Source organism: Pseudoalteromonas sp. P1-25 (assembly GCF_001401805.1).
Classification (GTDB): domain Bacteria; phylum Pseudomonadota; class Gammaproteobacteria; order Enterobacterales; family Alteromonadaceae; genus Pseudoalteromonas.
On record NZ_LKDW01000011.1, the window covers coordinates 48,215 to 70,108 of the forward strand.

Consider the following 21,894-nt stretch of genomic DNA (forward strand, 5'->3'; position numbering starts at 1 on the left):
TAATGGCTTTTTACCAATAGTTTTTTATGTATTCATCGTCTGGGTGTTGTTGTAGGTAATTTTCTGAGTCTTTATAAAAATTTACCTCTACATCACTGCTGTTCCAGACTTTTTCAAACATGTTTTTAGCGATAATGTTTGCATACAAGTAATCTACGCGTTCGTAGCCACGCTCTTTAACGCTGGCAAAGTACGCCTCTAGCGAGTCCATACTATCTACCGTTATTAACTCAAACTCTTCTAAGTTAACTACAACAAACTTGACTGCGCCTTTAGGGTGCATACTTAATTCGTTAACCACACCATTGGTTAGTAAATTAATTCCTTCGTTATTAAAACTACCAAAGAGCTTTAAATACATAGTGGGTGGCTGAGAGCAAATCTGAAACTCTCCGTGTGCTCCAAACATAAATAACCTTATATTTATCAGTGCTTCATTAAAGCTTAATACATTTTGCGTATTTTGCAGCTAATTTATTAGTGCAATAAAAAAGGCCATTTCGAGCGCTTTTTCCTCTAAACTTTTAAAGCGGCCTGATGCGCCGCCATGGCCGGCATCCATATCCGTTTTAAAAACCAATATGTTATTATCCGTTTTTAGCTCTCGCATTTTCGCCACCCATTTCATAGGCTCCCAATATTGCACTTGAGAGTCGTGCAGGCCTGTGGTCACTAAAATATGCGGGTAGTCTTTGGCGCTGATATTATCGTACGGTGAGTACTTAGCTATAACATCATAAAAATGTTCATCGTTTGGGTTGCCCCATTCATCATACTCATTAGTGGTAAGTGGAATACTTTCATCCAACATGGTGGTTAACACATCTAAAAATGGCACATGGCACCCTACACCTAAATAAAGCGCTGGCGCTTGGTTTAAAACAGCCCCCATCAATAAGCCTCCTGCGCTGCCGCCAGAGGCAAACACTTTGTTTTTATCACCGTAGCCTTGCTCAACAAGAGCCTTTGTAATATCAATAAAGTCGTTAAAACTATTTTGTTTATGCTCTTTTTTACCTTGCTCGTACCAGTGGCGTCCTAGCATTTCGGAGCCTCTAACATGTGCAATAGCATACACAAAGCCGCGGTCTAGCAAACTCAATGAAGTACTCGAGAAGCTCGGATCTATCGTGTAACCATATGCGCCATAGCCGTATTGAAACAGCGGGTTAGTGCCATCTTTGGTAAAGGTGTCTTTTCTATAAACTAAAGAAACAGGTACTTGCACGCCATCGCGTGCTGTCACAAGTAAGCGCTCAGAGGCATAAAGTGCACTATTAAACCCACCCAGTACTTGCTGCTGTTTAAGTAATGTTTTTTCACCCGAGGCTAAATCAACATTGTACAACGTTCCTGGCGTGGTGAGACTTGAATAATAAATACGGACCGAGCGCGCCTGGGGCTCGGGGTTCATCGCTACAGCGGCATAGTAGCACGGGTCACTAAATTCAAGCGCCATGCGTGCTTGGGCTTTATTAATCACAACAAAGCGAGCTTGGCCTTGTTCGCGCTCAGTTAATACTAAAAAGTCATCAAATATTTCTACGCCTTCAAGCAACACATGCTCACGGTGCGCGGTGTGCTCTTGCCACTGCGTTTTATCTGCGATTGTTTCGCTTGTTGCCGTCATCAGTCTGAAATTTTTAGCCTGCCAGTTGGTTACTATGTAAAAAGTATCGCCATGTTTATCAATATCAAACTCATGACCTTCCTCACGCGGCAGCAAGGGGTAAAACTCTCCTTGCGGGTTATTGGCATCTAGGACCCACGTATCATTTGTTTCGGTGGTGGCTAAATCAATAATAATTAAGCTCTCATCGCGGCTTTTACCCAGGCCCATAAAAAAGCTTTTATCGTGCTCTTCGTACACCATGACATCTTGGCTTTGCGCTGTGCCTAACTCGTGCCTAAACACCTGAAAACCCAGTAACGTTTGTAAGTCTTTTTTAACGTAAAATACGGTTTTATTGTCGTTAGCCCAAACAATTTGCCCTTCGGTATTTTCTAAAATATCGCTGAGCATTTCACCGGTTTGCAAGTTTTTAAAATGTACACTGTAAATTCTACGCCCTTCGGTATCTTCACTGTAGGCCATTAATTGCTCGCATGGGCTTAGCGCTACTTCACCTAGTTCATAAAATTCATGGTTTTGGGCTAAAACATTTACATCAAGTAGTAACTGCTTGTTATCAGTATTAATGCTCGTGCTTCTGTAATGGCGTGAATACTCATCATCGCCGCGAACCTCTGAGTGGTACCAGTACTGACCATCTTTTACCGGTACCGTGTTGTCATCTTTTACGATGCGCCCTTTTAGTTCTTCAAAAATACTGTTTTGTAGCGGTTTTATCGCGGCTAGTTGCTCATCGCAATATGCATTTTCGGCTGCTAAATGGGCGAGTATTTCTTTGTTTTCGCGCTCATCATCACGCATCCAGTAGTAGTTATCGGTGCGCGTTTTATTGTGTATAGTTAATTGATGGGGCTGCTTTTTAGCAACAGGAAAACGAGCTAATGATTGAGAAGAAAATTCACTTAATGACACAACAAAACCGTATAAAAAATAACAATACGGGCAGTTTATCATAAAAATAAAAAAGCCCACTCATAGTGAGTGGGCTTGAGGTATAAGTCCAAATTTTAAAATTACTGCAATTTTATTCTTGTCATTACACCCATGGGAAGTTGGTTTTTATTTTAAAAGCGCTAAGAAACCTTAGTCCACGCCATCGCCCAGCTTTTTCCCACACCGGGTTCAAAGCTTGAGTCCTTATCATTATTGGTTCTGCAAAACTGGCTAAATGGCCATGCCTTACACTGGTATATGTAACCTGTTTTAAGTTGTAGTACCTTAGTGCCCGCATTGTAATTTTCGCTACACTGAGGGTATACGTAATCATATTCTTGGTCGTTGCATTGTATTAAGTTGTCACACTTTGCTACACAATGAAACTCAACCTGTGCTTTATTAATACCGCTACTTTCTAAGGCAAATATTTCGTTATTTCGATAAGCTATAACCAAACCATGCTTGGTCATTCTGCCTGCACTTACTAAAGGGACATGCACGTTTATATATTCAGCAACTAACCGTGGCCAAGCATGAGGCTCACCTTGCTCCAAAGAGGTAATTTTATAATCAAACGATAAATCAACGAGCTCTCCTTGCATGTCTGAAAAGGTTATACTAATCACATCTCCAATGAATAATTGGGTATGATGATTTAAACAACCTATAGTTGACCATTTTCCACAGGCCAACGACGTATGCATAAACACAGTAACACCTTAAGAGTCACAAAATTTTATCCATTTCATATGGATACACAAAAACGACACTGAGAGCAAGCGATACCGTACAATAATCACCCAGCAGCCCCGCTATCATAGTTTAAACCTTAGACCGGAAACTTTGCGTCTTAGCCTTTCGACTAATTTGCCAACAGAAAAATGATTATAAAACGGGCGCATGGTTTATTCAAACAAAAGAATGTAACCGAGATTTTTATGCAATCCTTAATAATTAAAAAGCCAACTCGCTAGAGTTGGCTTTAAGTGGTTTAAGATGTTTGATTTATAGGCGCTTTTCGTCTAAAAACTTTTCGAAAAACCATTTTAAACACGTTACCAATATCGCCCAAAATTATGTATAAACATGGCACCAATATAAGCGTAATAAGTGTTGCGAACATCACAGCAAAGCCAAGCGCTACAGCCATAGGGATTACAAACTTAGCTTGTAAGCTGGTTTCAAACATTATGGGCAACACACCTGCGAAGGTGGTAATTGAGGTGAGTAATATTGCCCTAAAGCGTGCGCAACCGGCTTCTATTACCGCGTTTTTAACACTTACACCCTCTCGGCGTACTTGGTTTACGTAGTCGGTCATTACCAACGAGTCGTTTATTACTACGCCGGCCGCGGCGATTAAACCAAAGCCCGACATTAAGCTAATGTCTAAATCAAACCAAAAGTGACCCCAAATAGCCCCCGTTAAACTAAACGGAATAACCGACATAACAATAAGCGGCTGGGCGTAACTTTTAAGTGGTACGGCAAGTAATATATAAACTAAAATCATGCCGCCTACAAAAAACAGAAACTGCTCATTAGCTTGCGCTTGTTGCTCTTCTATTGCACCACCTAACTCTGATTTAACGCTTGGGTATTCCTCTTTAAGCTGTGGCAATAAGTTTTCTTTTACTTGTGAAACCACTTCGCCTGGCTCTATAACTTCTTCATCAATACTGCCGTACACATACACTGTACGATAACCGCCCTCACGGCGAATATAGCTAATCCCTGGCGTTTCGGTTAGCTCAACTACATCACCTAAAAGTACTTCACGCCCTTGCGGTGTTGTAACTACTGTGTGTTTTAGCGATGAAAACGCTTCGCGAGTCAGTTTAGGGTAACGTACCATTACTCTTACTTCTTCGCCGTTACGTATTACACGCTGCGCTTCGCCACCATAAAAACTGGCGCCTACCTGGTTTGCAATATTAGCAAGGTCGAGCCCTAAATCGTAAGCGACAGGTTTTAAGCTCATTTGCACTTCTTTGCTAGCAGGGTCAATGGTCGAGCTTATATCAAACAAGCCTTTTTGTTGCTGCAGTAGCTGAATAAAACGACGGCCTGCGGCATTAAGCGTATCTATATCAGAGCCAAATAGTAAATAACCAAATTCGCCTTCGCCAGTGCCGCCACCACCGCCAACATCATCTTCAATAGTGAGTGACTTAATGCCTGCAATGGTAGGCATGGCTTCTCGCCAGCGGCGCGAAAGTTCAAACGCGTTATAAGGTCGTAATTCTTCATCAACTAACGGCGCAAGCAACTGAGACTCGGTTCTGCCTTGATTAAATACCAGTACATCACGAATTATTTTTTGGCCAAATTCACGCTCTGTTTCTTCATCAACTCGTAACACCATGGCTTCTACTTCACGAATAGCTGCAATAGTTTGTAAGTCAGACACATTGTCGTTCATTTCTATATGAATTTGCGGAAAATCATGTGGCACTTTTGGCGTAGGTACAGTACGTACTTTATTTGATGTGATAAGCGCAATGCTTATAAAAAACATAGCAATAAAGCCAAACAATACCGTCCAGCGCCAGTCTACACAGCGGGATATAAAACGCTTATAAGGGCCATTTACAAAACCAAAAAAGCGCATATTAAACCTATCGCGCCAGCCACCTTTTTTAATAGGTGAAAAGTGCGTGTGGGCAATATGCGCCGGTAAAATAAGTTTTGACTCAACTAAGCTAAATACTAAACACAGTATTACTACTACAGCAATCGCGTAAAAGAAGGCACTTTCTGGCCCACTCGATAGTGTAAATGGGGCAAACACCGCAATGGTTGTTAATACACCAAATGTAGCAGGGGTTGCTACACGGTTTGCACCACAAACGACGTTTTCAACTCCGCCTCCGCTTTTTTCTACCTCAGTATAAGCGGCTTCCCCTATTACTATGGCGTCATCAACCACAATGCCGAGCACCATAATAAATGCAAACAACGAAATTATATTAATGCTTATACCAAATAACGGCATTAGCATCATTGCCCCTAAAAAGCACACCGGTAAGCCAATCATTACCCAAAGCGCTAATTTAAAGCGCAAGAATAACGAAAGCATAATAGCGACTAATATTGCCCCTTGAAACAAGTTAGCTTTCATCATATCAAGGCGCGCATTTAGGTAGTACGTCATGTCCATTAATGGCTCTAACCTAACACCCGGTGGTAGCTGGGTATTCTTTTGCTCAATATATGCTTTAACCGACTCGGCAACCGGAATCATGTTTTGATCTTGCGTAGCCTTTACCGACATATACACTGCGTTTTCGCCGTTAAATTTAAAGTAGCGCTCGCCTTCGGTAAATTGGTCTTTGATAACGGCAACGTCTTGAAGCAACACTTTAGCGCCGTATTCGCCTATTTTTACCGGTATTTGCCTAAACTCATCACCAGAGTAATACTGGTTTTCAACCCGAACAGAAATAACCCCCGCATCGGTTGTTAGTTGCCCCGCCGAAAAGTTAGCAGAATAACTGCGCACCGCGTTCATTACATCGCTTAGGGTTAAATTGTATTGGCGTAACGTATCAGGGTCGATTTCGATGGCAATTTCATCAAGCGGCACATCGTTTTCTACCAACGATACGTTAGATAGCTGTAATAGCTCATCTTCAATTTGATTAGCAATTGGTTTGAGTTCTGTCAGCGGCAAATCGGCAACTAAGGTCATCCCTATAACATCTTGCCTAAACTCAATCTGACTTATGGTGACCGGTTCCATGCCCGCAGGAAAGGTTGCAATACCATCAACACGCAGCTTTACCTTATCAAGCACATCGGTAAGCTCTGCATCGGTGTTAATTTCAAGGCTTGCCCTACCGCCATTTCTAAAGGCGCGGTACACGCCCTTTTTAATTTCGGTCACATCCTTTAGTGATTCTTCAATTTTTATAAGAATGCTTTCTTCAATTTCTTGTGGTGAGGCACCGGGGTAATTGGCCTCAACATTAATGTAGTTAATTTCTACATTAGGAAACATTTGGCGCTGAATAGTTAAGTAGCTAATAACCCCCATAATGATGATAAAAACCATCATTAGGTTGGCTGCAACAGAGTTTTTAGCAAAATAAGCTATTAACCCTGTTTGTTTTTTTTCAATTGATTCGTTCATTAATTTACACCTTACAACTGTTGCGCTTCAGCGCTACTTTCGGTGTTTGTATTAGCGTTACTTGGCTCGCTCATGCCAGCCACTTTTACCTGCATGCCTTTTTGTGGGTACTCAGGTAACGTGGTAACCAACTTATCATCGGCATTAAGTCCGCTGCTAATATAAAAGTACTCGCCTTCTTCTCTCACTACGGTTACTTTGCGCGGTTCAAGCTCTTGGTTTTCGTTAACTATCCACACCGTTTGGTTATTTACTAATGATTGCGGCAAACGGTAAATATTATTAAGCATGGCGCCTGCAAAATTAACCTGCACGTAGCTGCCAAATTTAATAGCCGGTTGCTGTGTTTTTAAGCCGTATGGGTCTTCAATACGTACCACTAAGCTGCTCATGCGCGTCGCGTTATCTACAATACCTAGGTCGCGGTCAATCACGCCTTCACGTGTAAAACTGTTTAACCCTTTTTGAATAATAGTGGCCTTAATGCCCTTAATTCGCTCCGGTAAAAATACGCTATCAAAACCAGCAATAGGAATAATAACCTCTGCTGTTTCTATATTATTTAAATCAGCCACTTGTGCACCCATAGCCACAAACTGGCCAACGCCTACATTACGGCTCACTACTAACGCATCGTATGGGGCTTTTATATCGCAGTTTTCTAAATCACGTTGTGCTCTTTTTAATGCGGCTTGCGCCGACTTAACCGCTGCTTGGGCGCTTAACACCTGCGGTTTACGTAAAAATAAGTCTGTACGTGCTTTATTCGGAAAACGCTTTGCTTCGTCTTCGGCTACTTTTGCCTGCGCTTGCTCTTCAATTAAGGCTGCTTTGGCACGCGCTAAATCGGCTTCGGCAACTAAAACGGCTGCTTCGTAGTTGTCTTTTTCAATACTAATCAGTGTATCGCCACGAGAAACCACGCCACCAGCTACAAAGCTAGGATGCCAGCTAATTACTTCCCCCGACACCTGCGCCGCCAACTGTGTGTTTTCTAATGGTTTTATTTCGCCGTAGCTGTTTATTATTACTTGGTGATTATTAGCTTCTACAGGCTCAACTTGCACGGTGGGTCGTGTATCTACTGCTGTTTTATTTTGATCTTCTTGTGCAATAGCGTTTATTCCCATAAAGCCCACTACACCAATGGCTAATGCTACAAATGGGAACACCCATCTCAGTGAATTTGATTGCATATCCTAATTACCTCATATTTCTACTAACACTATAATAACAGAGCGCAATAAAACATTAACCTGACATTTGTAAGCAACTGTTACAAATAAATTTAAAAACTCAGTTAAGGTACGTAGCCGTTTACAAATACCTGTAACTCATCGCATTTATTATATTTTGTTACAAATTTTTACTATTTAAAATCAGTGTATTACAAATTAGAGCTATGATTTCATCGAGAACATGTGCGAACAATTTTTAATTTACGTACAGTCACACTAAATAAATAACAGCGAAATAGATTATAAAAATGAAATTAACAACCCTTGCGCTAACACTGAGTATAGCGCTAAGCGGCCACGCAGTGGCTGATGATAAAAAAGAAGACAAAAAATCAAAAACCCTGAGCGAAATGGTCGAAGGACAAACCGAATTTTCAGGTATTTTTAATTTATACCAAGACCAAAAAACCGGTGAACACTTAATGGTGATCACCGAGTCGCAGCTTAATACCCCTTTTGTATACTTTGCCCATACAGTCGACGGTGTCACTGATGCCGGGCATTATCGCGGCGCCTATAGAGAAACCAAGCTCATTGAGTTTAGAAAATACTTTGACCGCATAGATATAGTGAGCAAAACACCTCGCTATAAATTTGATCAAAACAGCGCCATTGCCAAAGCAAGCAATGCCAACATCAGCGAAGCCGTTTTAGCCAGCATTAAAATAGAAAAAGAAGAAGAAGGTAAAATAGCCTTTAAGGTCAACAAGCTATTTTTAAGTGAAGCGCTACACAAGGTATCGCCAACGCTAAACCCAGCCGATAAAAACGCTAAAAAACGCTTTAAAGTAGGTAAATTAAATACTAAAAAGTCGCGTATTGTTAAACAGCGCCCCTACCCAAACAACTTAGATATAGTCGTTGATTACGTATTTAGTAATGCCAGTCCCACCGTGCGTGGTACAAGTGCCGTAAGTGACCCGCGCAATATCTCTGTAAAGGTCCAGCACTCTTTTGTGGCATTACCTAAAAACGATTACCAACCACGTAAAGATGATGCGCGCATAGGTTATTTCACCAATCAATTTGATCTAATGACCTCAACCGATTGGGCGCCCTATGACGATGTTATTAAGCGCTGGGATCTACAAAAGAAAAACCCTGATGCTGAACTTTCTGAGCCGGTAAAACCAATTACCTGGTGGATAGAAAACACCACCCCTGTAGAGTGGCGCGACACAATACGCGATGCTGTGCTTACATGGAATAGCTCGTTTGAAAAAGCCGGTTTTAAAAACGCACTCGAAGTTAAAGTACAACCCGATGACGCAACGTGGGATGCTGGTGATATTAACTACAACGTACTACGTTGGACTTCATCGCCAAAACCGCCATTTGGCGGCTACGGACCGGCTCTTGCCAACCCACTAACAGGTGAAATACTCGGCTCAGACATTATGCTTGAGTTTGTATTTATGAAAAACCGCTGGATTTACGACACGCTATACACCCAAGGCACAATGAGCCACGGCCAACACCTGCCTACACAAGGTGAGTTAAATTGCTCACTAGGCCATGAAATTCAACAAAACCTGCTGGTTGCTAAAGGCTTAGCAACAGGTGCCTCGATTGATGACAATGAAATGATTCGCCAAGGTTTAACCCAGTTAATTCTTCATGAAGTGGGTCATACATTAGGCTTAAACCACAATATGAAATCGTCTATTTTGTGGGATGAAAAAGAGGTTCATGACAAAAATAAAACTCAAGGCATAGTAACCGGTTCTGTGATGGATTATGCACCCGCTAACATCGCGCCAATCGGTGTACAGCAAGGTGATATTTTTCAAACTAAGCCGGGTCCTTATGATGATTGGGCTATCAACTATGGCTATAGCAGCGCCTTAGAAGATAAAGCTGCCGAACAAGCACGACTTGAAAACATACTCGCTCGCTCAAGCGAACATGCCCTTGCCTTCGGTAATGATGCCGATGATATGCGTGCCCCGGGCCGCCACATAGACCCCCGTGTAATGATTGGCGACTTATCGTCAAATCCAGCAGCCTATGGCGCCGACCGCATGGCGCTAATTGATAAACTATTTACGGAGCTAAAAGATAAAGCCACAGTAAAAGGTGAGTCTTATCAACAGCTGGTTACCTCGGCTAATAGTTTGTTCGGTCAATACCGTAGACAAGCAGGTGTTGTTTCTCGCCAAATAGGTGGCGTATATGTTGAACGTGCAGTAGTAGGTGATACACATGCAAGTAAGCCGTTTATGCCAGTACCACTTGAGCGCCAAACGCAAGCAATGAACATACTTGCTAAATATGTATTTGCACCTGATGTGCTAATCAGCATGCAGCCTTTATACAACTATTTACAGCAACAACGCCGTGGCTTTAACCATTATGGTAAAAATGAAGACCCTAAAGCGCACAAAATGATTTTAGGCATGCAAAAAACGGTACTTGCGCAATTGCTGCACCCGGCTGTTATGCTACGTATTTCAGACACCGCACTGTATGGTAATGAATATAGCCTAACGCAATTTATGGACGACCTAACGGCCAGTATTTTTGTTGATAGCAAAGAGAGCACGTCTATTAGCCGCAATCTACAAATAGAGTATGTAAATCAGCTTATTGCTATTGCAGGCCTAGGCAAAGCAAGTAAACACGATAATTTGGCAAAAACTGCCGCGCTGTATCAGCTAACACAAATAGCTGATACAAGCGTAGGATGGGGAGCCGATACAGCTACTAAAGCACATAAAAAGTATATTGATCACTTAATTGCTAAAGCGTTAGAAGCTTAATAAACTCAATCAAAAAGGCCACGTAATACGTGGCCTTTTTAATGCGAATTTATAAATAAATTGTACCTTTCAAATACCGTACAGCGTTACCAGTTAACCTGACGGTATCCTCGCCTACTTCGCATTGTATAAAACCACCACGGCTTGAAGCCTGATACGCGTTTAATTTATTTCTACCTAACTGCTGTGCCCAGTAAGGGGCAAGGCCAGTGTGAATAGAACCCGTAACAAAATCTTCTTCGCCGCCACTTGCAGGCCAAAAATAACGAGACACCATATCGTACTCAGCAGAACTTGATGTGGCGACAACATCAAGTGGGTATAAGGTTTTTAATAAATCAGGCTGAGTAGTTAAATCATGGATTTGTTGTGCATTTTCGTAAATAGCAAAATATGCTTGACGATTTTTTAGCACCTTTATTGGTTGTATAGACAACCCTTTTAACAGCGCTTCGGGTATAGTTTTCACTTCTACTGGCGCCTGTTTAGGAAAGGTCATAGTAAAACTACCATCGCTATTTTTGTTTACAACAAGCTCCCCTACGGCCGTGGCGTTAAAGCGCACTTGGCTAAGGTTGTGTTGCTCGCATAAAACATACGCAGCAGCGAGCGTAGCGTGGCCGCAAAAATCTATTTCCATTAATGGTGAAAACCACCGTATTGCAAAACTGCCATCAGCCTGAGGGCAAGTAAACGCAGTTTCAGACACATTATTTTCAGCGCCTATATTTAGCATTAACTCATCGCTAAGCCACGCCTCTAGCGGGATCACAGCTGCGTAATTGCCTTTAAATAAAGAGCTTGTAAATGCATCAATTTGATGGATAGTGAGTTGCATAGGTTGACCCCCTAAATTAGTTAGAGTTTAAACCTGCCACATAGTCATTAAATAATCACTATTAATTTTATAGCTAAGCCATTGCGGGGCGCATTTTATAATATTGCATACACGCAAATTGCACAGCATTTGTAAGCAGCAGCATAACAAACATTAAAATATGTGAGGTGCTGGTCATAGCACTGCTTAGCTCTACATACAAGCCACAGGTACCTGCTACAAACTGCAAGCTAAAGTAGCGAGCACTTAAATTGCTAATATTGCCACTGCGTAAGGTTTTATACGTTTGCGGCATTACCCGTACTGAGCTCATTACTAGCCCTACGTATGTAAGTGCGTTAAGTACCGATGCTGTTTCTAGGCTTTTATTTAACAGCAATAAAAAAGGTAATAACGAAAAGCCAAGCATAGCCACAAGCTGTATACGTTCAGCTTTTGCGGCGTTATAGCGGGCAAAGTAATATAAAATTAAACCACTTAGCACTCCAGTTACAAAAAACGGTAGTGCTATAAAGTAGCGTTCAAAATAAATATTGTAAGTAATAAAGTAGAGGCTTTGCGCTAAACCAAAAGTCATCATTAATAGTGATAACCCCGACACACTGCGATTCTTTCTAATTTTGCTCAATAGCGGTAAAAAGCTAAAAACTAAAATAAAAGCCGACAAAATAGGTAGATAGTGCGCCAAAACAACCTCGCTCGTTACTTAAATGTTAATATAAAACCCGCTAGAAACAATAAATAAACATCTGTTTTTAAATGAGTTTTAAAGTGAGCGCGCATTGTAATGGTGAATATATTTTACTCAACAAATTAGCGTAACCCTATATTAGGCACTGGCAAGATAGCTGTACAAAAACCGTTACTTTAAGTGGACACCAAATCGTACTTGTATATTGGAGGCTGAACACTTTGCACCCTGTCTTAAACAACGAGTGTGTATTTGTCGCACAACTATGAAATGCTACTGATAATTGTTATCATGCGCAGGTCTGTGGCAATTACACAATTATAAACTATGAGAAAAACACTTTTTAAAATTCACAGTTGGGTAGCCCTTATCGCGCTTGTCCCGCTGTTTGTTATTAGTATAACGGGTAGCGTTTTGGTATTTAAAAGCGAGATTGACGGCTTATTAATGCCAGACAGTCACTTTGTTGTACAACAACAAGCCAACCGCTTACCTATGGATACACTTATAACAAAAACGCAAAAAGCGTACCCTGAGTATGTCGTAGGTAGCTGGGAAATATTTAACGATGATACTGCTGATCGGGTTTATTTAATAAAGCGCGGTACAGAAGACTGGTATAAATTTCATTTAGATCAATACACTGGCAATATTCTTTCAGAGCCAGTGGGAACCAGCCACTACTTTACAGACTGGTTTTTAGATTTACACTACACCTTTTTACTCAATGATTTAAAAAATTTACCAGGCCAAACTGGTACCGTTTTAGGCTTCTTTTTTGCGGTGTTTTTTTTAGTACTAGGTATTACAGGTCTTATTATTTATCGTAAGTTTTGGCAGCGTTTATTTAGCGTACGCTGGCGCGCCACACTGCAAATAGTGCTTAGCGACATCCATAAAATGACCGGTGTAATTGGCTCGCCCATTATTATAATTTTAGCCATCACTGGCGGCTACTTTAACGGCGCTGTGTGGTATCACGAAGTCATTGAACACGCAGAAGAAGAACACTTCGTACTTACTAAAAATTTATACAATGAAGAGATTTCTTTTCAACACGTGCTTGATGATAGCCAAAAGCAAATACCCACATTTAATGGCACATTTTTAGTCATGCCGCTTGAGCCAGACGAAAACATAACGCTATTTGGAGAAGTAGATACCAGTAACCCACTTGCCAGCGAATATGCCAATACCGTTACTTACAACAAGCTAACGGGCGAGCATATGGCAAACTGGGACATCCGCGAAGTGGGTGTAGGTTGGCAAGTAATTGATAGCTTTAGAAAACTTCACTTTGGTTATTTTGCAGGGCTCATTAGTAAAATAATTTGGTGTGTTATTGGTTTAAGCCCTGTTTGGCTTGGTGGTACTGGCTTTTATTTGTGGTTTACTCGCCGTAAGCGCAAAAAGCAGTCTCAAAAAAACCGCTTAAGTAAACACCGCACTGCAAGTGCTTGATTAAAAAATCACCTCACTGTAATGTTAACAATCACAGTGAGGTGATATATGAAATATCTAGTTTTTACTCTTAGCCTTTTTTTAACTGCCTGTAATAGCACGCCGCCTGCAATGCCCATTAAAAAGGTGCAGCTAACACACGTAATTAACCACTCTCTTTTCGAGCAAGTTAAAACACCTAATGAGCAGAGCATTTTTGAGCTGCCAAAACCCGAACAAGAAAAGTTTTTAGCATACGCGCATAAACACTTAAATGAAGTTCGCGCTGATGAAATTATTTTTAACTACCTAGAAAGCCAACTTACCAACTTTAAGTATCACGGCGATACACTAACATCTAAACAAGTTATTAAACGCGCACAAGGCAACTGTATTAGTTTAGCTGTATTAACCCAAAGCTACGCCACACTTTTAGGCCTCGATACCAGCTTTCAAGAAATGACCAGTGAACCTGTGTATGCCAAAGAAGGTAATTTAGTCTACATCGCCAATCACTTTAGAACCAAAGTGTATGCGCCAGAAGAAGAAATAGATGGTAACTATATTGTATTTATTCGCCCTGGCACGTTAATAGACTACTTTCCCACACGTGGCAGCTTTTATTCCGGTAGTGCAACGTATAACGATTTACTCAGTAAGTTTTATAGTAACTTAGCCGCCGCGGCATTAGCCGAAAACAATCTTAATAAGGCTTACTCTTTAATTATGCAAGCCAACCGCTTTACCCCAAACGATGCAGAGCTTTTTAATATAGCCGGCGTATTGCACCGCCGCGCAGGCGATCTAAAAAGCGCTCACATGATTTATCAAACCGCGCTTGATAGAAACGATATAAGTATAAATTTAATTAATAACTATCGAATATTAGCAAATGAGCTAGGAGATAAAACACTAGAAAAACGCCTAACAAGCCAGCTTGTTGATAAAGAGAAAGACCCCTACGAGCTACTCGTGATTGCTAAAAATAACTTACATCAGGGCAAGGTCACCCAAGCTAAAAAGCAACTTGAACTCGCCATTGCAAAAGCTCCTTATATATCGGAGCTCTATTTAGAGCTGGCTAAAATTCGCTACCAACAAGGTCACACAGCGCAAACACAAAGCTTGCTTGAAAAAGCCATCCAATATGAGCGTAATAAAGAAAGACTAAACGTGTATCAAGCTAAGCTTGCATCGCTAAACAAGCCCAATTAACCACCAATACTTTAAATTAGTTTAAACGCAGCTTTTACTAATGCACTTATTACACAAGTGCATTAGCGTGTTATCGTAATTCACTTATAGCGAGTAGTAAAAACTAAACCAGCCGCGCATTTCATCCTCAAAGCTATCGCCTTCTACGCGCGATAACCCCAAATTAAAGGTTAAATCGTTCACACCGGCTGGACCTAGTCCAAAGCTAAAATTGCCTTGATACTTTAAACCATAACTTTGTGCGTATACCGCATCATCTACCTGATGCTGTTTATAATAAAGCCACGGCATGCCTTCTTTAAAGCTAAAGCCACCGCCATAACCCATATAGCGCTCAGCAGTTGTGCTATAAAATGGCAGCTCTGATGACAGCACAAACTCACTATTTTGGTGCTCGCTAATTAGGTTTGAGCTAAATCCGCCTAGCGCTAAACTACTATTATCGCGCTGCTTTTGAGTAAAATTAATATAAAGCGGCACATCAAACGCTTTACCAAATACGTTGGCCGCTAAATCGTAGCCGTCCCAATTAATGTTTTTACTGCTGCCATCGTAATACTGGGCATTAACACTTTGCCCTATAGCAAATGCTTGACGGTCGTACTGCCAGCTTTGGGTAATGCCTATGCGCGCCCATTTATTATAGTCTTGCTTATAATCGGTATAGTTAAAGGCAAGCTCTGGCGTTAGGCTAAACGCCGCGTATTTAATTGGGTAACTTAAGACTGCAAAACCACCTCGTGCAGGTACTTCTGCATTTTCGCTCGCTTGGTATTGTTTTGCAGTATTTAAATCATAATCAAATACACTCAATTTAAGCTTAACTGGCAGTGCATTGTATTTTGCTTGGGCGTACCCACCGTGCAAAGCATCATCATTTAAATCAACACTATATCCCGCTTGAAGGTCTAACTGTTTAAGTAAGTCACTGCTTTTAATATTAATATTTAAAGCACTTGTAGCGGCAGAGTAATACTGTGCGCCTAGCGCTAAACTTCCATGCTGATCAAGCACATCGTAGCTGCTTTGTTTACCTACATTGTCGTTATATATTTTTGCTTTAGGCAAAGTGTACTGATCCACCAAAAGCAGTGGCGCATTATTATCCTGTGCCAAATCAGTAATTATTTCGCCCTCTACTGTACTTGGTAATTGCTTTACATTAGGCCCATCAGCAGTAATGGATAAATAAAGTAATGCTCCGTTGCTTGTTTCTAGGGGGTGAGCAACGGCCTCTTGGCCCTGGGTAAGTTTAGTTAATGTATTACTTGCAATATGGTAGCTATAAATATCAGTTGAGCCTTTTAAGCCAGCTACAAAGTAAATTTTTTCACCGTTTTTACTAAAGCTGGGCTGGCTTAGGTATTGGTACCCGTTGGGCATAGGCACGGCTTGGCGAGTATTATTGGCAATATCTTGTATATACAATTGCCAATTCTCATTTAAATTGGCTGATACATAAGCTAATTGGGTTTCATCAGGGCTAAAAGTTGGATAGTCGTAGGCTGTTTTTAAGCTTTTTGAAAACAAAGGGGTAATGGTTTGCGTGGCTAAATCTACTTTTACTAACTCTGAGTAGCCACCGCGTACTTGCTCAGCGTAAAGGGTTTCGCCATTGTTTGTAACAGTAAAACGACGTAAGCCAGCTAGCTTAGTTAACTGCTCAACGTTTCCGGTTTCGGTGTTATAACTAAAAATATCAGACACCTTGTTATAAATACCCGTCTCTTCACGCGTATAAGCATTAAAGTAAAGTGTGTTGTTATTTACCCATTGTGGATTAGCAATGCCCGCTCTGTTTATTTGATTTAATATGTGTTTTTGCTCACGCTTAAATACACTCGGGGGGTTATCGGGTATATCCAATGCATCGTTTTCTAATAGCGCTTTTTGTGCTTTTGTAAATGCTTCCTCTGCTTTGGTATTTTCCTGCGTGCTGTAAATAATAAGCTTGGTTTTTTTATCTTTATCGCGCTCAACAATCGCAAGTTTACTGCCATCTTTTGAAAGCGCAGGGTTGCTTGCATATAAGTTAAGCTTTAACCACAGCTCGCTGTTAAGCGCAGGCTCTAACTGCTCTTTTGCCATAGCTTTATAAGTATATTGAGCAATAAAGCGGCCATATAGCTTAGCGGCACTTTGGCCAAATATCCCAGTAAAGGCCTCGTTAAAATCGCGCTTTTTAACAGCCTGCATGCGCGTCCAAACAGCATCGAGCATTTGCGTTGAATACGTTTGCTCTAGCCAATTTAAAAACCGGCTGCCCATTAAATACGCCATAGAGCCTGCCATAAAACCGCCCTCGGTGGCGCTTAGTTGGCTATAGCTCGGCAGTGCCCCCTGCTGAGCAAACTCAATTAGCATTGACTCGGTGTAGTTATCAAATAGTCGCCCTCGGCCCGTCATTTTTGACTCAAGTAAGGTTGCATAACCTTCGGCTACCCAGCGCGGCATATCGCTGTAAGTTAAGTCGTAAATATCCCACACACCCCTTATTTTTTGCTGCCATGTGTTACGTGTTGGCTGCGCTAAATGCACTAAGTGAATATATTCGTGCAATATAAGTAATTGCTGCCAGCCACTCATGTTAGAAACCACCGTGTCTGATTGTGGGGGCGTGGTAAAAAGGGCCATTAAGGGATTATTAGAAGTAGGTAAAGCAAAACCGTTGGGCGCATTTAGGGGATCAAACACCACCACATCAACTACTTTATCGAGCGCTCGGTTTTGCTGCTCAAGCACTTTACTGCGCACTATTTCAAGTTCTACCGCTGTCGATTTAGCATAATCGGCATTTTCGGTGCTGTAATGCACATTAAAGTGTTCGGTATGAATAGTTTGCCAATCAGCAGCTAAGGTAGGTGTGGCTAATAACAAAGAGGCAGCGATGAGTGATTTTTTCATAATAATCCTTTAAATGATTGATACCACTTAGAGTATTATTAAACCAGCCAACGTTGCAGTAAAAAAATGTAACAAAGCTTATAAAAGTGTATATTTTATAAACTTTTAAATTAAGTAATAGCTTGTTCTCAATAGCGAATTTTTGGCCTTGCTATCAACACGTTTATCCACCCTCAAAATAGATCACTTAATTATGCAAATTGGTATAAGTCGATTGGTATAACTACATCCAGCTACGCTGCGTTGACTCGGCCTGATAAAGTGTAAAATCAATTATATAATCAGCATCTTGCTGCTTTATATAGGGCATAAATGCAAATCCTGATGCAAGTTGTATATACAGGCTTTTGAGCCCTGCGCGGCGCATAAAGTAGGTACTAATACTGCGTGCACTTTGTGCTTTGTACAACTCAAATACACGGTAATGCACACCTATCATCCCTTTGCGTACCACCATGTAAAAACGGCCGTTGTCTTCATGCAAATAATAGCCATAACGCTGATAAGCAAGCGTTACCAATCCCGCTAAAATAAGTAATACGCCCACGCCAAACCAAAGGTTAAAGTCACCTAAGTAGCACCCTAGCAGCACGATAGCGCTTGGAATTAACGCATAAAAGCTCAAGTTTTTATAAAGTAAGGCACGTTCTGCGCCGTTAAATTGCAGTTTTTTACTATTAAACCACGGGTAAATCCATTGGCATACGCTATCTACTTGCTCGCTATTTAAAACGGGTAACACTAAGGTTTGTTTATTTTTTTTAGCAGCCACGCCTGCCGCTATACCGCCGCTACTTGCTTGTAAGCACTCAACGGTAAAACGCTTTAGTAACCGCCCCATTAGGTTTTGTTTTATAACAATCGATTGCACCTTATCCATGCTCATAGACAACTGATGGCGCTCTAATAAGCCAGCAATGCGTTTAAATTTTTGGCCTTTAAAGTAAAGCTCAAAATTATAAAAACGAATAAGCGACATGCCTACCGACAGCATCACAGCAATTAAAACAAGCAAAGCAATAAGCGTGATCATGGCAAAGGTTGCTGCACTTGCCAGTAAACCAAGCTCTTGCTGATAAAACCCCTCAACCTTAGCAATAATTTGTTGCTCTAAAAAATCAACCAACACATTTATAAAAGGCGCAATAGCGGCCATGGCTAATATAGCCATGTTTGACATTAAGCCAAATTTAGCAATTTCTTTATTACTGATACGTAAGCTATTTTCTGCTTCAAAATGCTCACTTGAGGTGGTTTGCTCGTCGGGTTGCTGCTGCGCTTTAAAGGCAAAAATTTGTTTACGCATTTGCTGAGCATAGGCTTTGGTAACACCTGGCAATACCGCCTCTTGCGTTACGCTGCCTGCGGCATCAAAAATACAGTTAACTAAATTAACAGGAGTAAAATAAAAGGGCTCAGCAATATTTACATTTTGCACGCGCGAAAACTTGAGTGTTAGGCGCTCTTTTTTAAACACCCCTTTGTTAAGCAAAATTTCGTGATCGTCGCTAATGCAAAACTTAAAGTTTATGTAATATAAAATTGAATAGATTAGCAGTGTTACTAATGCAGTAGCACCAGCTACTTGCGCCCAAAACAGCTTGTTTTCTACTTGTGTAACAAACACCACAAGCATGGGTAGTAGGTTTAAAAGCCCGTCTTTTACAAAGCGCACACTAAAATACACCACAAAATACACTACCGCCCAAGGCGATACTTTTTGCCAATGTAGTGAGCTACTTTGCTCCTCGCTAATGGTATTACTCATTGGCTAATTCAACCTGCGCGGGTGTGTCGTCTTGGCGATAATTTTGTACAAACTGGCGTATGTTTTTACACTGCTCGTGGGTTAAGCCACTTATTTGTAAATCAGCGCTGACCCCGCCGGCACTAAATAACTTTAAACTGGCTAACTTTAGTTTTCGCTCAATAGGGCCTTGGTGAATTTCCATATGCTGTACACGCGCGAGAGGCAAAATAGTTATTTGCTGCCAAATAACCCCTTTTTTAAACGCAATATCGTGATTGCGCAGTGCAAAGCCCTGCAGTTTTATACTCACGGCGTTATAAAGCATTGAAAGCAAAATTAAAATGGGCACACCTATTAGCAAGTAGGTTTGTGCTTTGTTAGCAAACGCTTCGTTAAAGTAACAAACAGCAAACAATACCGCGCAAAAAGGAATGTAAAACGCCAGCCAATTAAGTTGCACGTGTAATAACGCTTTATCGGCCAAGGGATTGAGCTGTATTTCACTGTGCTTTGGTAAATCTATTATTTGCTGATTATTAAACACGTTTATGTACCTTTCCTTTTTACTGGCTGTTAAGCCCAGCTGATCGTAGTAACTAACGTATGGCTTTGCTTAGGCTCAAGTGTCACCTTATCTTCTAACACATTGGCGGCTTCTAAACACACCATGCTTAGGTATTCATCGTCAGCAAAATTAGATAAACGCTTAGACTTTTCTATCCATGGGTTCCACAGCACACACGAGCTTGAGTTTTCGCGGCTTACATTAATAATCCCATCTGGGGTATGAATGTGCTGCTGGACAGCGGCCTGTGTATACACCATATCGGTTTCGCGAGTAAAATTAACTTGTTCGTTTTGAGCAAAAGGCCCTTCGCCAAATTCAATATATTGCGCGCCTTGCAAACCATCAACAACCGTATTTTTAATATCAGAGGTAGGAAAGTAAGTATGCAGCGCTTGAGTATAACTAAACGCAGTATTACTTAAGTTAGTTGTGGTTAAACGCACCTGTAACTGCTCGCTCAAAACAAACTCAACCTTTAACGCCGAGTGATGAGGCCAATACGTTGGGTTAACTAATTTCATGGGTAAGTTTAAGCTAATTGTAATGTGCTCATCACTTTCGTGCACTTCGTCAGCTTGCCATAAACTGGTACGTGCAAAGCCATGCGCTGGCCAATCTTGGTTTGCATGGTTACCAAACCAAGGCCAACAAATAGGAATCCCACCGCGAATGCTTACCCCTTCTTGAAACGTCTCATTGTTAGATACCCAAATAAGTGGCTTGTTATTTTTTGGGATAAACTCGGTAATTTGCCCACCTTGCAAAAATATTTTTGCATCACACTTTGAGCTCGCTACTTTTATAAACTCTAGACCGGTTTCGCTTTGTTCAATGCTAACTGATGGCGATAATTTCATGTTTTTCCCTACAATACTGATATTAAAGATTTTTAACATGTACATATAAACAATAATGCATGTGTAAAGTATACGCTATACTCACTAGGGCGTGTTGACCTTTATGGTTTGAAATTTGTTCATTGGCGATTAATACATACACAGCTAACTTACAAACAATTACTAATTAGCAACAGCTGTTATGAATAATACTAAAGTCTACACCATAAGACTTGCCAATTATTCTCAACATACGTAGTGTGCGCACCACAATGCAAACAATATGCTAATAACATTTAATAAGTTTTAAACAAAGTTATACTATTTTAGTTTCTGCTCAAACTAATAAAAACCAATGAACATGGGCTCAAGCTTAATTTATTATTTGAATTCAATTTATTTGATGTGTAACATTTCGCGATTACGGCACACCTTTGGCCCATCGACGAGATAAGCAAATGCAAAAATATGACGAATTATTAGTTTCTTTACGTAAAGTAATCCGCGCGATTGACTTACATTCTAAGCAGCTAAATAAAACATCAGGTTTAACAGGCCCACAATTGCTTATAATGCAAGAAGTAGCGCACACCGATGGAATAACCGCTAGCCGTATAGCTCAGAATGTTAATTTAAGCCCGGCTACTGTGACTAATATTCTTGATAGAATAGAAAGCAGAAACCTTGTAACACGCGTTCGTAGTCAAATGGATAAACGCCGAGTGAGCTTATACCTCACCGAGCAAGGGAAAGAGTTACTAGAAAAAGCGCCACAGCCACTGCAAGAACACTTTATTGAAAAGTTTTCTGCACTTGCAGAATGGGAGCAAAGTTTATTGCTTTCATCTATGCAACGCGTTGCAGCAATGATGGATGCTGATAAGTTAGACGCATCACCTCTGTTAGAGGTAGGCGCGTTAACTCAAACACCAAATAAATAAAAAATAAAAAAAA

General features: G+C 40.9%; 15 protein-coding genes and 1 riboswitch. Of the genes, 4 read left to right on the forward strand and 11 right to left on the reverse strand.

What is annotated here, in order from left to right; genetic code table 11:
* Nucleotides 1–10: 10 nt before the first annotated feature.
* The 5 genes from AN393_RS08955 to AN393_RS08975 all read right to left on the reverse strand — a co-directional run bounded on the left by AN393_RS08955 (nucleotide 11) and on the right by AN393_RS08975 (nucleotide 7,897).
* Entirely contained in the window at nucleotides 11–409 is a 399-nt protein-coding gene (locus AN393_RS08955; RefSeq protein WP_055017881.1) for a hypothetical protein, read from the reverse strand.
* A 60-nt stretch (nucleotides 410–469) separates the two neighbouring features.
* Complete coding sequence (locus AN393_RS08960) at nucleotides 470–2,587, reverse strand: S9 family peptidase (RefSeq protein WP_408003139.1); 2,118 nt, start codon at nucleotides 2,585–2,587, stop codon at nucleotides 470–472.
* Nucleotides 2,588–2,706: 119 nt separating this feature from the next.
* Nucleotides 2,707–3,273: a hypothetical protein gene (locus AN393_RS08965; RefSeq protein ID WP_055017920.1), complete on the reverse strand. Its 567-nt coding sequence runs from the start codon at nucleotides 3,271–3,273 to the stop codon at nucleotides 2,707–2,709.
* Between the two features lie 95 nt (nucleotides 3,274–3,368).
* Nucleotides 3,369–3,451, reverse strand: a riboswitch (cyclic di-GMP riboswitch).
* 109 nt (nucleotides 3,452–3,560) lie between these two features.
* Nucleotides 3,561–6,701, reverse strand: coding sequence for an efflux RND transporter permease subunit (locus AN393_RS08970; protein ID WP_055017882.1), 3,141 nt, complete (start codon nucleotides 6,699–6,701; stop codon nucleotides 3,561–3,563).
* A gap of 11 nt (nucleotides 6,702–6,712) precedes the next feature.
* Nucleotides 6,713–7,897 carry an efflux RND transporter periplasmic adaptor subunit gene (locus tag AN393_RS08975; protein ID WP_055015537.1) on the reverse strand — a complete coding sequence of 395 codons (1,185 nt, stop codon included), beginning with the start codon at nucleotides 7,895–7,897 and terminating at the stop codon, nucleotides 6,713–6,715.
* 290 nt (nucleotides 7,898–8,187) lie between these two features.
* Here AN393_RS08975 and AN393_RS08980 point away from each other — a divergent pair, with 290 nt between their 5' ends.
* Entirely contained in the window at nucleotides 8,188–10,698 is a 2,511-nt protein-coding gene (locus AN393_RS08980; protein WP_055017883.1) for a zinc-dependent metalloprotease, read from the forward strand.
* A gap of 49 nt (nucleotides 10,699–10,747) precedes the next feature.
* Here the strand turns inward: AN393_RS08980 and AN393_RS08985 are convergent, their stop codons facing one another.
* Nucleotides 10,748–11,536, reverse strand: coding sequence for a PhzF family phenazine biosynthesis protein (locus AN393_RS08985; protein WP_055015535.1), 789 nt, complete (start codon nucleotides 11,534–11,536; stop codon nucleotides 10,748–10,750).
* Between the two features lie 73 nt (nucleotides 11,537–11,609).
* Complete coding sequence (locus AN393_RS08990; RefSeq protein WP_055017884.1) at nucleotides 11,610–12,224, reverse strand: SemiSWEET family transporter; 615 nt, start codon at nucleotides 12,222–12,224, stop codon at nucleotides 11,610–11,612.
* A 330-nt stretch (nucleotides 12,225–12,554) separates the two neighbouring features.
* Here AN393_RS08990 and AN393_RS08995 point away from each other — a divergent pair, with 330 nt between their 5' ends.
* Together AN393_RS08995 and AN393_RS09000 are read left to right on the forward strand one after the other, a co-directional pair.
* Nucleotides 12,555–13,688 (forward strand): PepSY domain-containing protein, encoded by a 1,134-nt coding sequence (locus AN393_RS08995; protein WP_055017885.1) that lies wholly within the window; start codon nucleotides 12,555–12,557, stop codon nucleotides 13,686–13,688.
* Nucleotides 13,689–13,736: 48 nt separating this feature from the next.
* Nucleotides 13,737–14,882 (forward strand): lipopolysaccharide assembly protein LapB, encoded by a 1,146-nt coding sequence (locus tag AN393_RS09000; RefSeq protein WP_055015532.1) that lies wholly within the window; start codon nucleotides 13,737–13,739, stop codon nucleotides 14,880–14,882.
* A gap of 84 nt (nucleotides 14,883–14,966) precedes the next feature.
* Here AN393_RS09000 and AN393_RS09005 read toward each other — a convergent pair whose 3' ends face one another.
* The 4 genes from AN393_RS09005 to AN393_RS09020 form a co-directional block, all read right to left on the reverse strand.
* Nucleotides 14,967–17,786, reverse strand: a complete 2,820-nt coding sequence (locus AN393_RS09005) for a PD40 domain-containing protein (protein ID WP_055017886.1) — start codon at nucleotides 17,784–17,786, stop codon at nucleotides 14,967–14,969.
* 223 nt (nucleotides 17,787–18,009) lie between these two features.
* Nucleotides 18,010–19,554, reverse strand: a complete 1,545-nt coding sequence (locus AN393_RS09010; RefSeq protein WP_055017887.1) for a PH domain-containing protein — start codon at nucleotides 19,552–19,554, stop codon at nucleotides 18,010–18,012.
* Nucleotides 19,547–20,080 carry a PH domain-containing protein gene (locus tag AN393_RS09015; protein WP_055015529.1) on the reverse strand — a complete coding sequence of 178 codons (534 nt, stop codon included), beginning with the start codon at nucleotides 20,078–20,080 and terminating at the stop codon, nucleotides 19,547–19,549. The genes AN393_RS09010 and AN393_RS09015 overlap by 8 nt, the downstream gene beginning before the upstream one ends.
* 29 nt (nucleotides 20,081–20,109) lie before the next feature.
* Nucleotides 20,110–20,961: a D-hexose-6-phosphate mutarotase gene (locus AN393_RS09020; protein WP_055015528.1), complete on the reverse strand. Its 852-nt coding sequence runs from the start codon at nucleotides 20,959–20,961 to the stop codon at nucleotides 20,110–20,112.
* A gap of 437 nt (nucleotides 20,962–21,398) precedes the next feature.
* Between AN393_RS09020 and AN393_RS09025 the strand changes: the two genes are divergently transcribed.
* Nucleotides 21,399–21,881 carry a MarR family winged helix-turn-helix transcriptional regulator gene (locus tag AN393_RS09025; RefSeq protein ID WP_004586011.1) on the forward strand — a complete coding sequence of 161 codons (483 nt, stop codon included), beginning with the start codon at nucleotides 21,399–21,401 and terminating at the stop codon, nucleotides 21,879–21,881.
* The last annotated feature ends 13 nt before the right edge of the window (nucleotides 21,882–21,894 follow it).

Coding starts and splice junctions, on each gene's coding strand:
- AN393_RS08955 (WP_055017881.1), bottom strand. CDS start 409: ATGTTTGGAGCACACGGAGAGTTTCAGATTTGCTCTCAGCCACCCACT.
- AN393_RS08960 (WP_408003139.1), bottom strand. CDS start 2,587: ATGATAAACTGCCCGTATTGTTATTTTTTATACGGTTTTGTTGTGTCA.
- AN393_RS08965 (WP_055017920.1), bottom strand. CDS start 3,273: ATGCATACGTCGTTGGCCTGTGGAAAATGGTCAACTATAGGTTGTTTA.
- AN393_RS08970 (WP_055017882.1), bottom strand. CDS start 6,701: ATGAACGAATCAATTGAAAAAAAACAAACAGGGTTAATAGCTTATTTT.
- AN393_RS08975 (WP_055015537.1), bottom strand. CDS start 7,897: ATGCAATCAAATTCACTGAGATGGGTGTTCCCATTTGTAGCATTAGCC.
- AN393_RS08980 (WP_055017883.1), top strand. CDS start 8,188: ATGAAATTAACAACCCTTGCGCTAACACTGAGTATAGCGCTAAGCGGC.
- AN393_RS08985 (WP_055015535.1), bottom strand. CDS start 11,536: ATGCAACTCACTATCCATCAAATTGATGCATTTACAAGCTCTTTATTT.
- AN393_RS08995 (WP_055017885.1), top strand. CDS start 12,555: ATGAGAAAAACACTTTTTAAAATTCACAGTTGGGTAGCCCTTATCGCG.
- AN393_RS09000 (WP_055015532.1), top strand. CDS start 13,737: ATGAAATATCTAGTTTTTACTCTTAGCCTTTTTTTAACTGCCTGTAAT.
- AN393_RS09005 (WP_055017886.1), bottom strand. CDS start 17,786: ATGAAAAAATCACTCATCGCTGCCTCTTTGTTATTAGCCACACCTACC.
- AN393_RS09010 (WP_055017887.1), bottom strand. CDS start 19,554: ATGAGTAATACCATTAGCGAGGAGCAAAGTAGCTCACTACATTGGCAA.
- AN393_RS09020 (WP_055015528.1), bottom strand. CDS start 20,961: ATGAAATTATCGCCATCAGTTAGCATTGAACAAAGCGAAACCGGTCTA.
- AN393_RS09025 (WP_004586011.1), top strand. CDS start 21,399: ATGCAAAAATATGACGAATTATTAGTTTCTTTACGTAAAGTAATCCGC.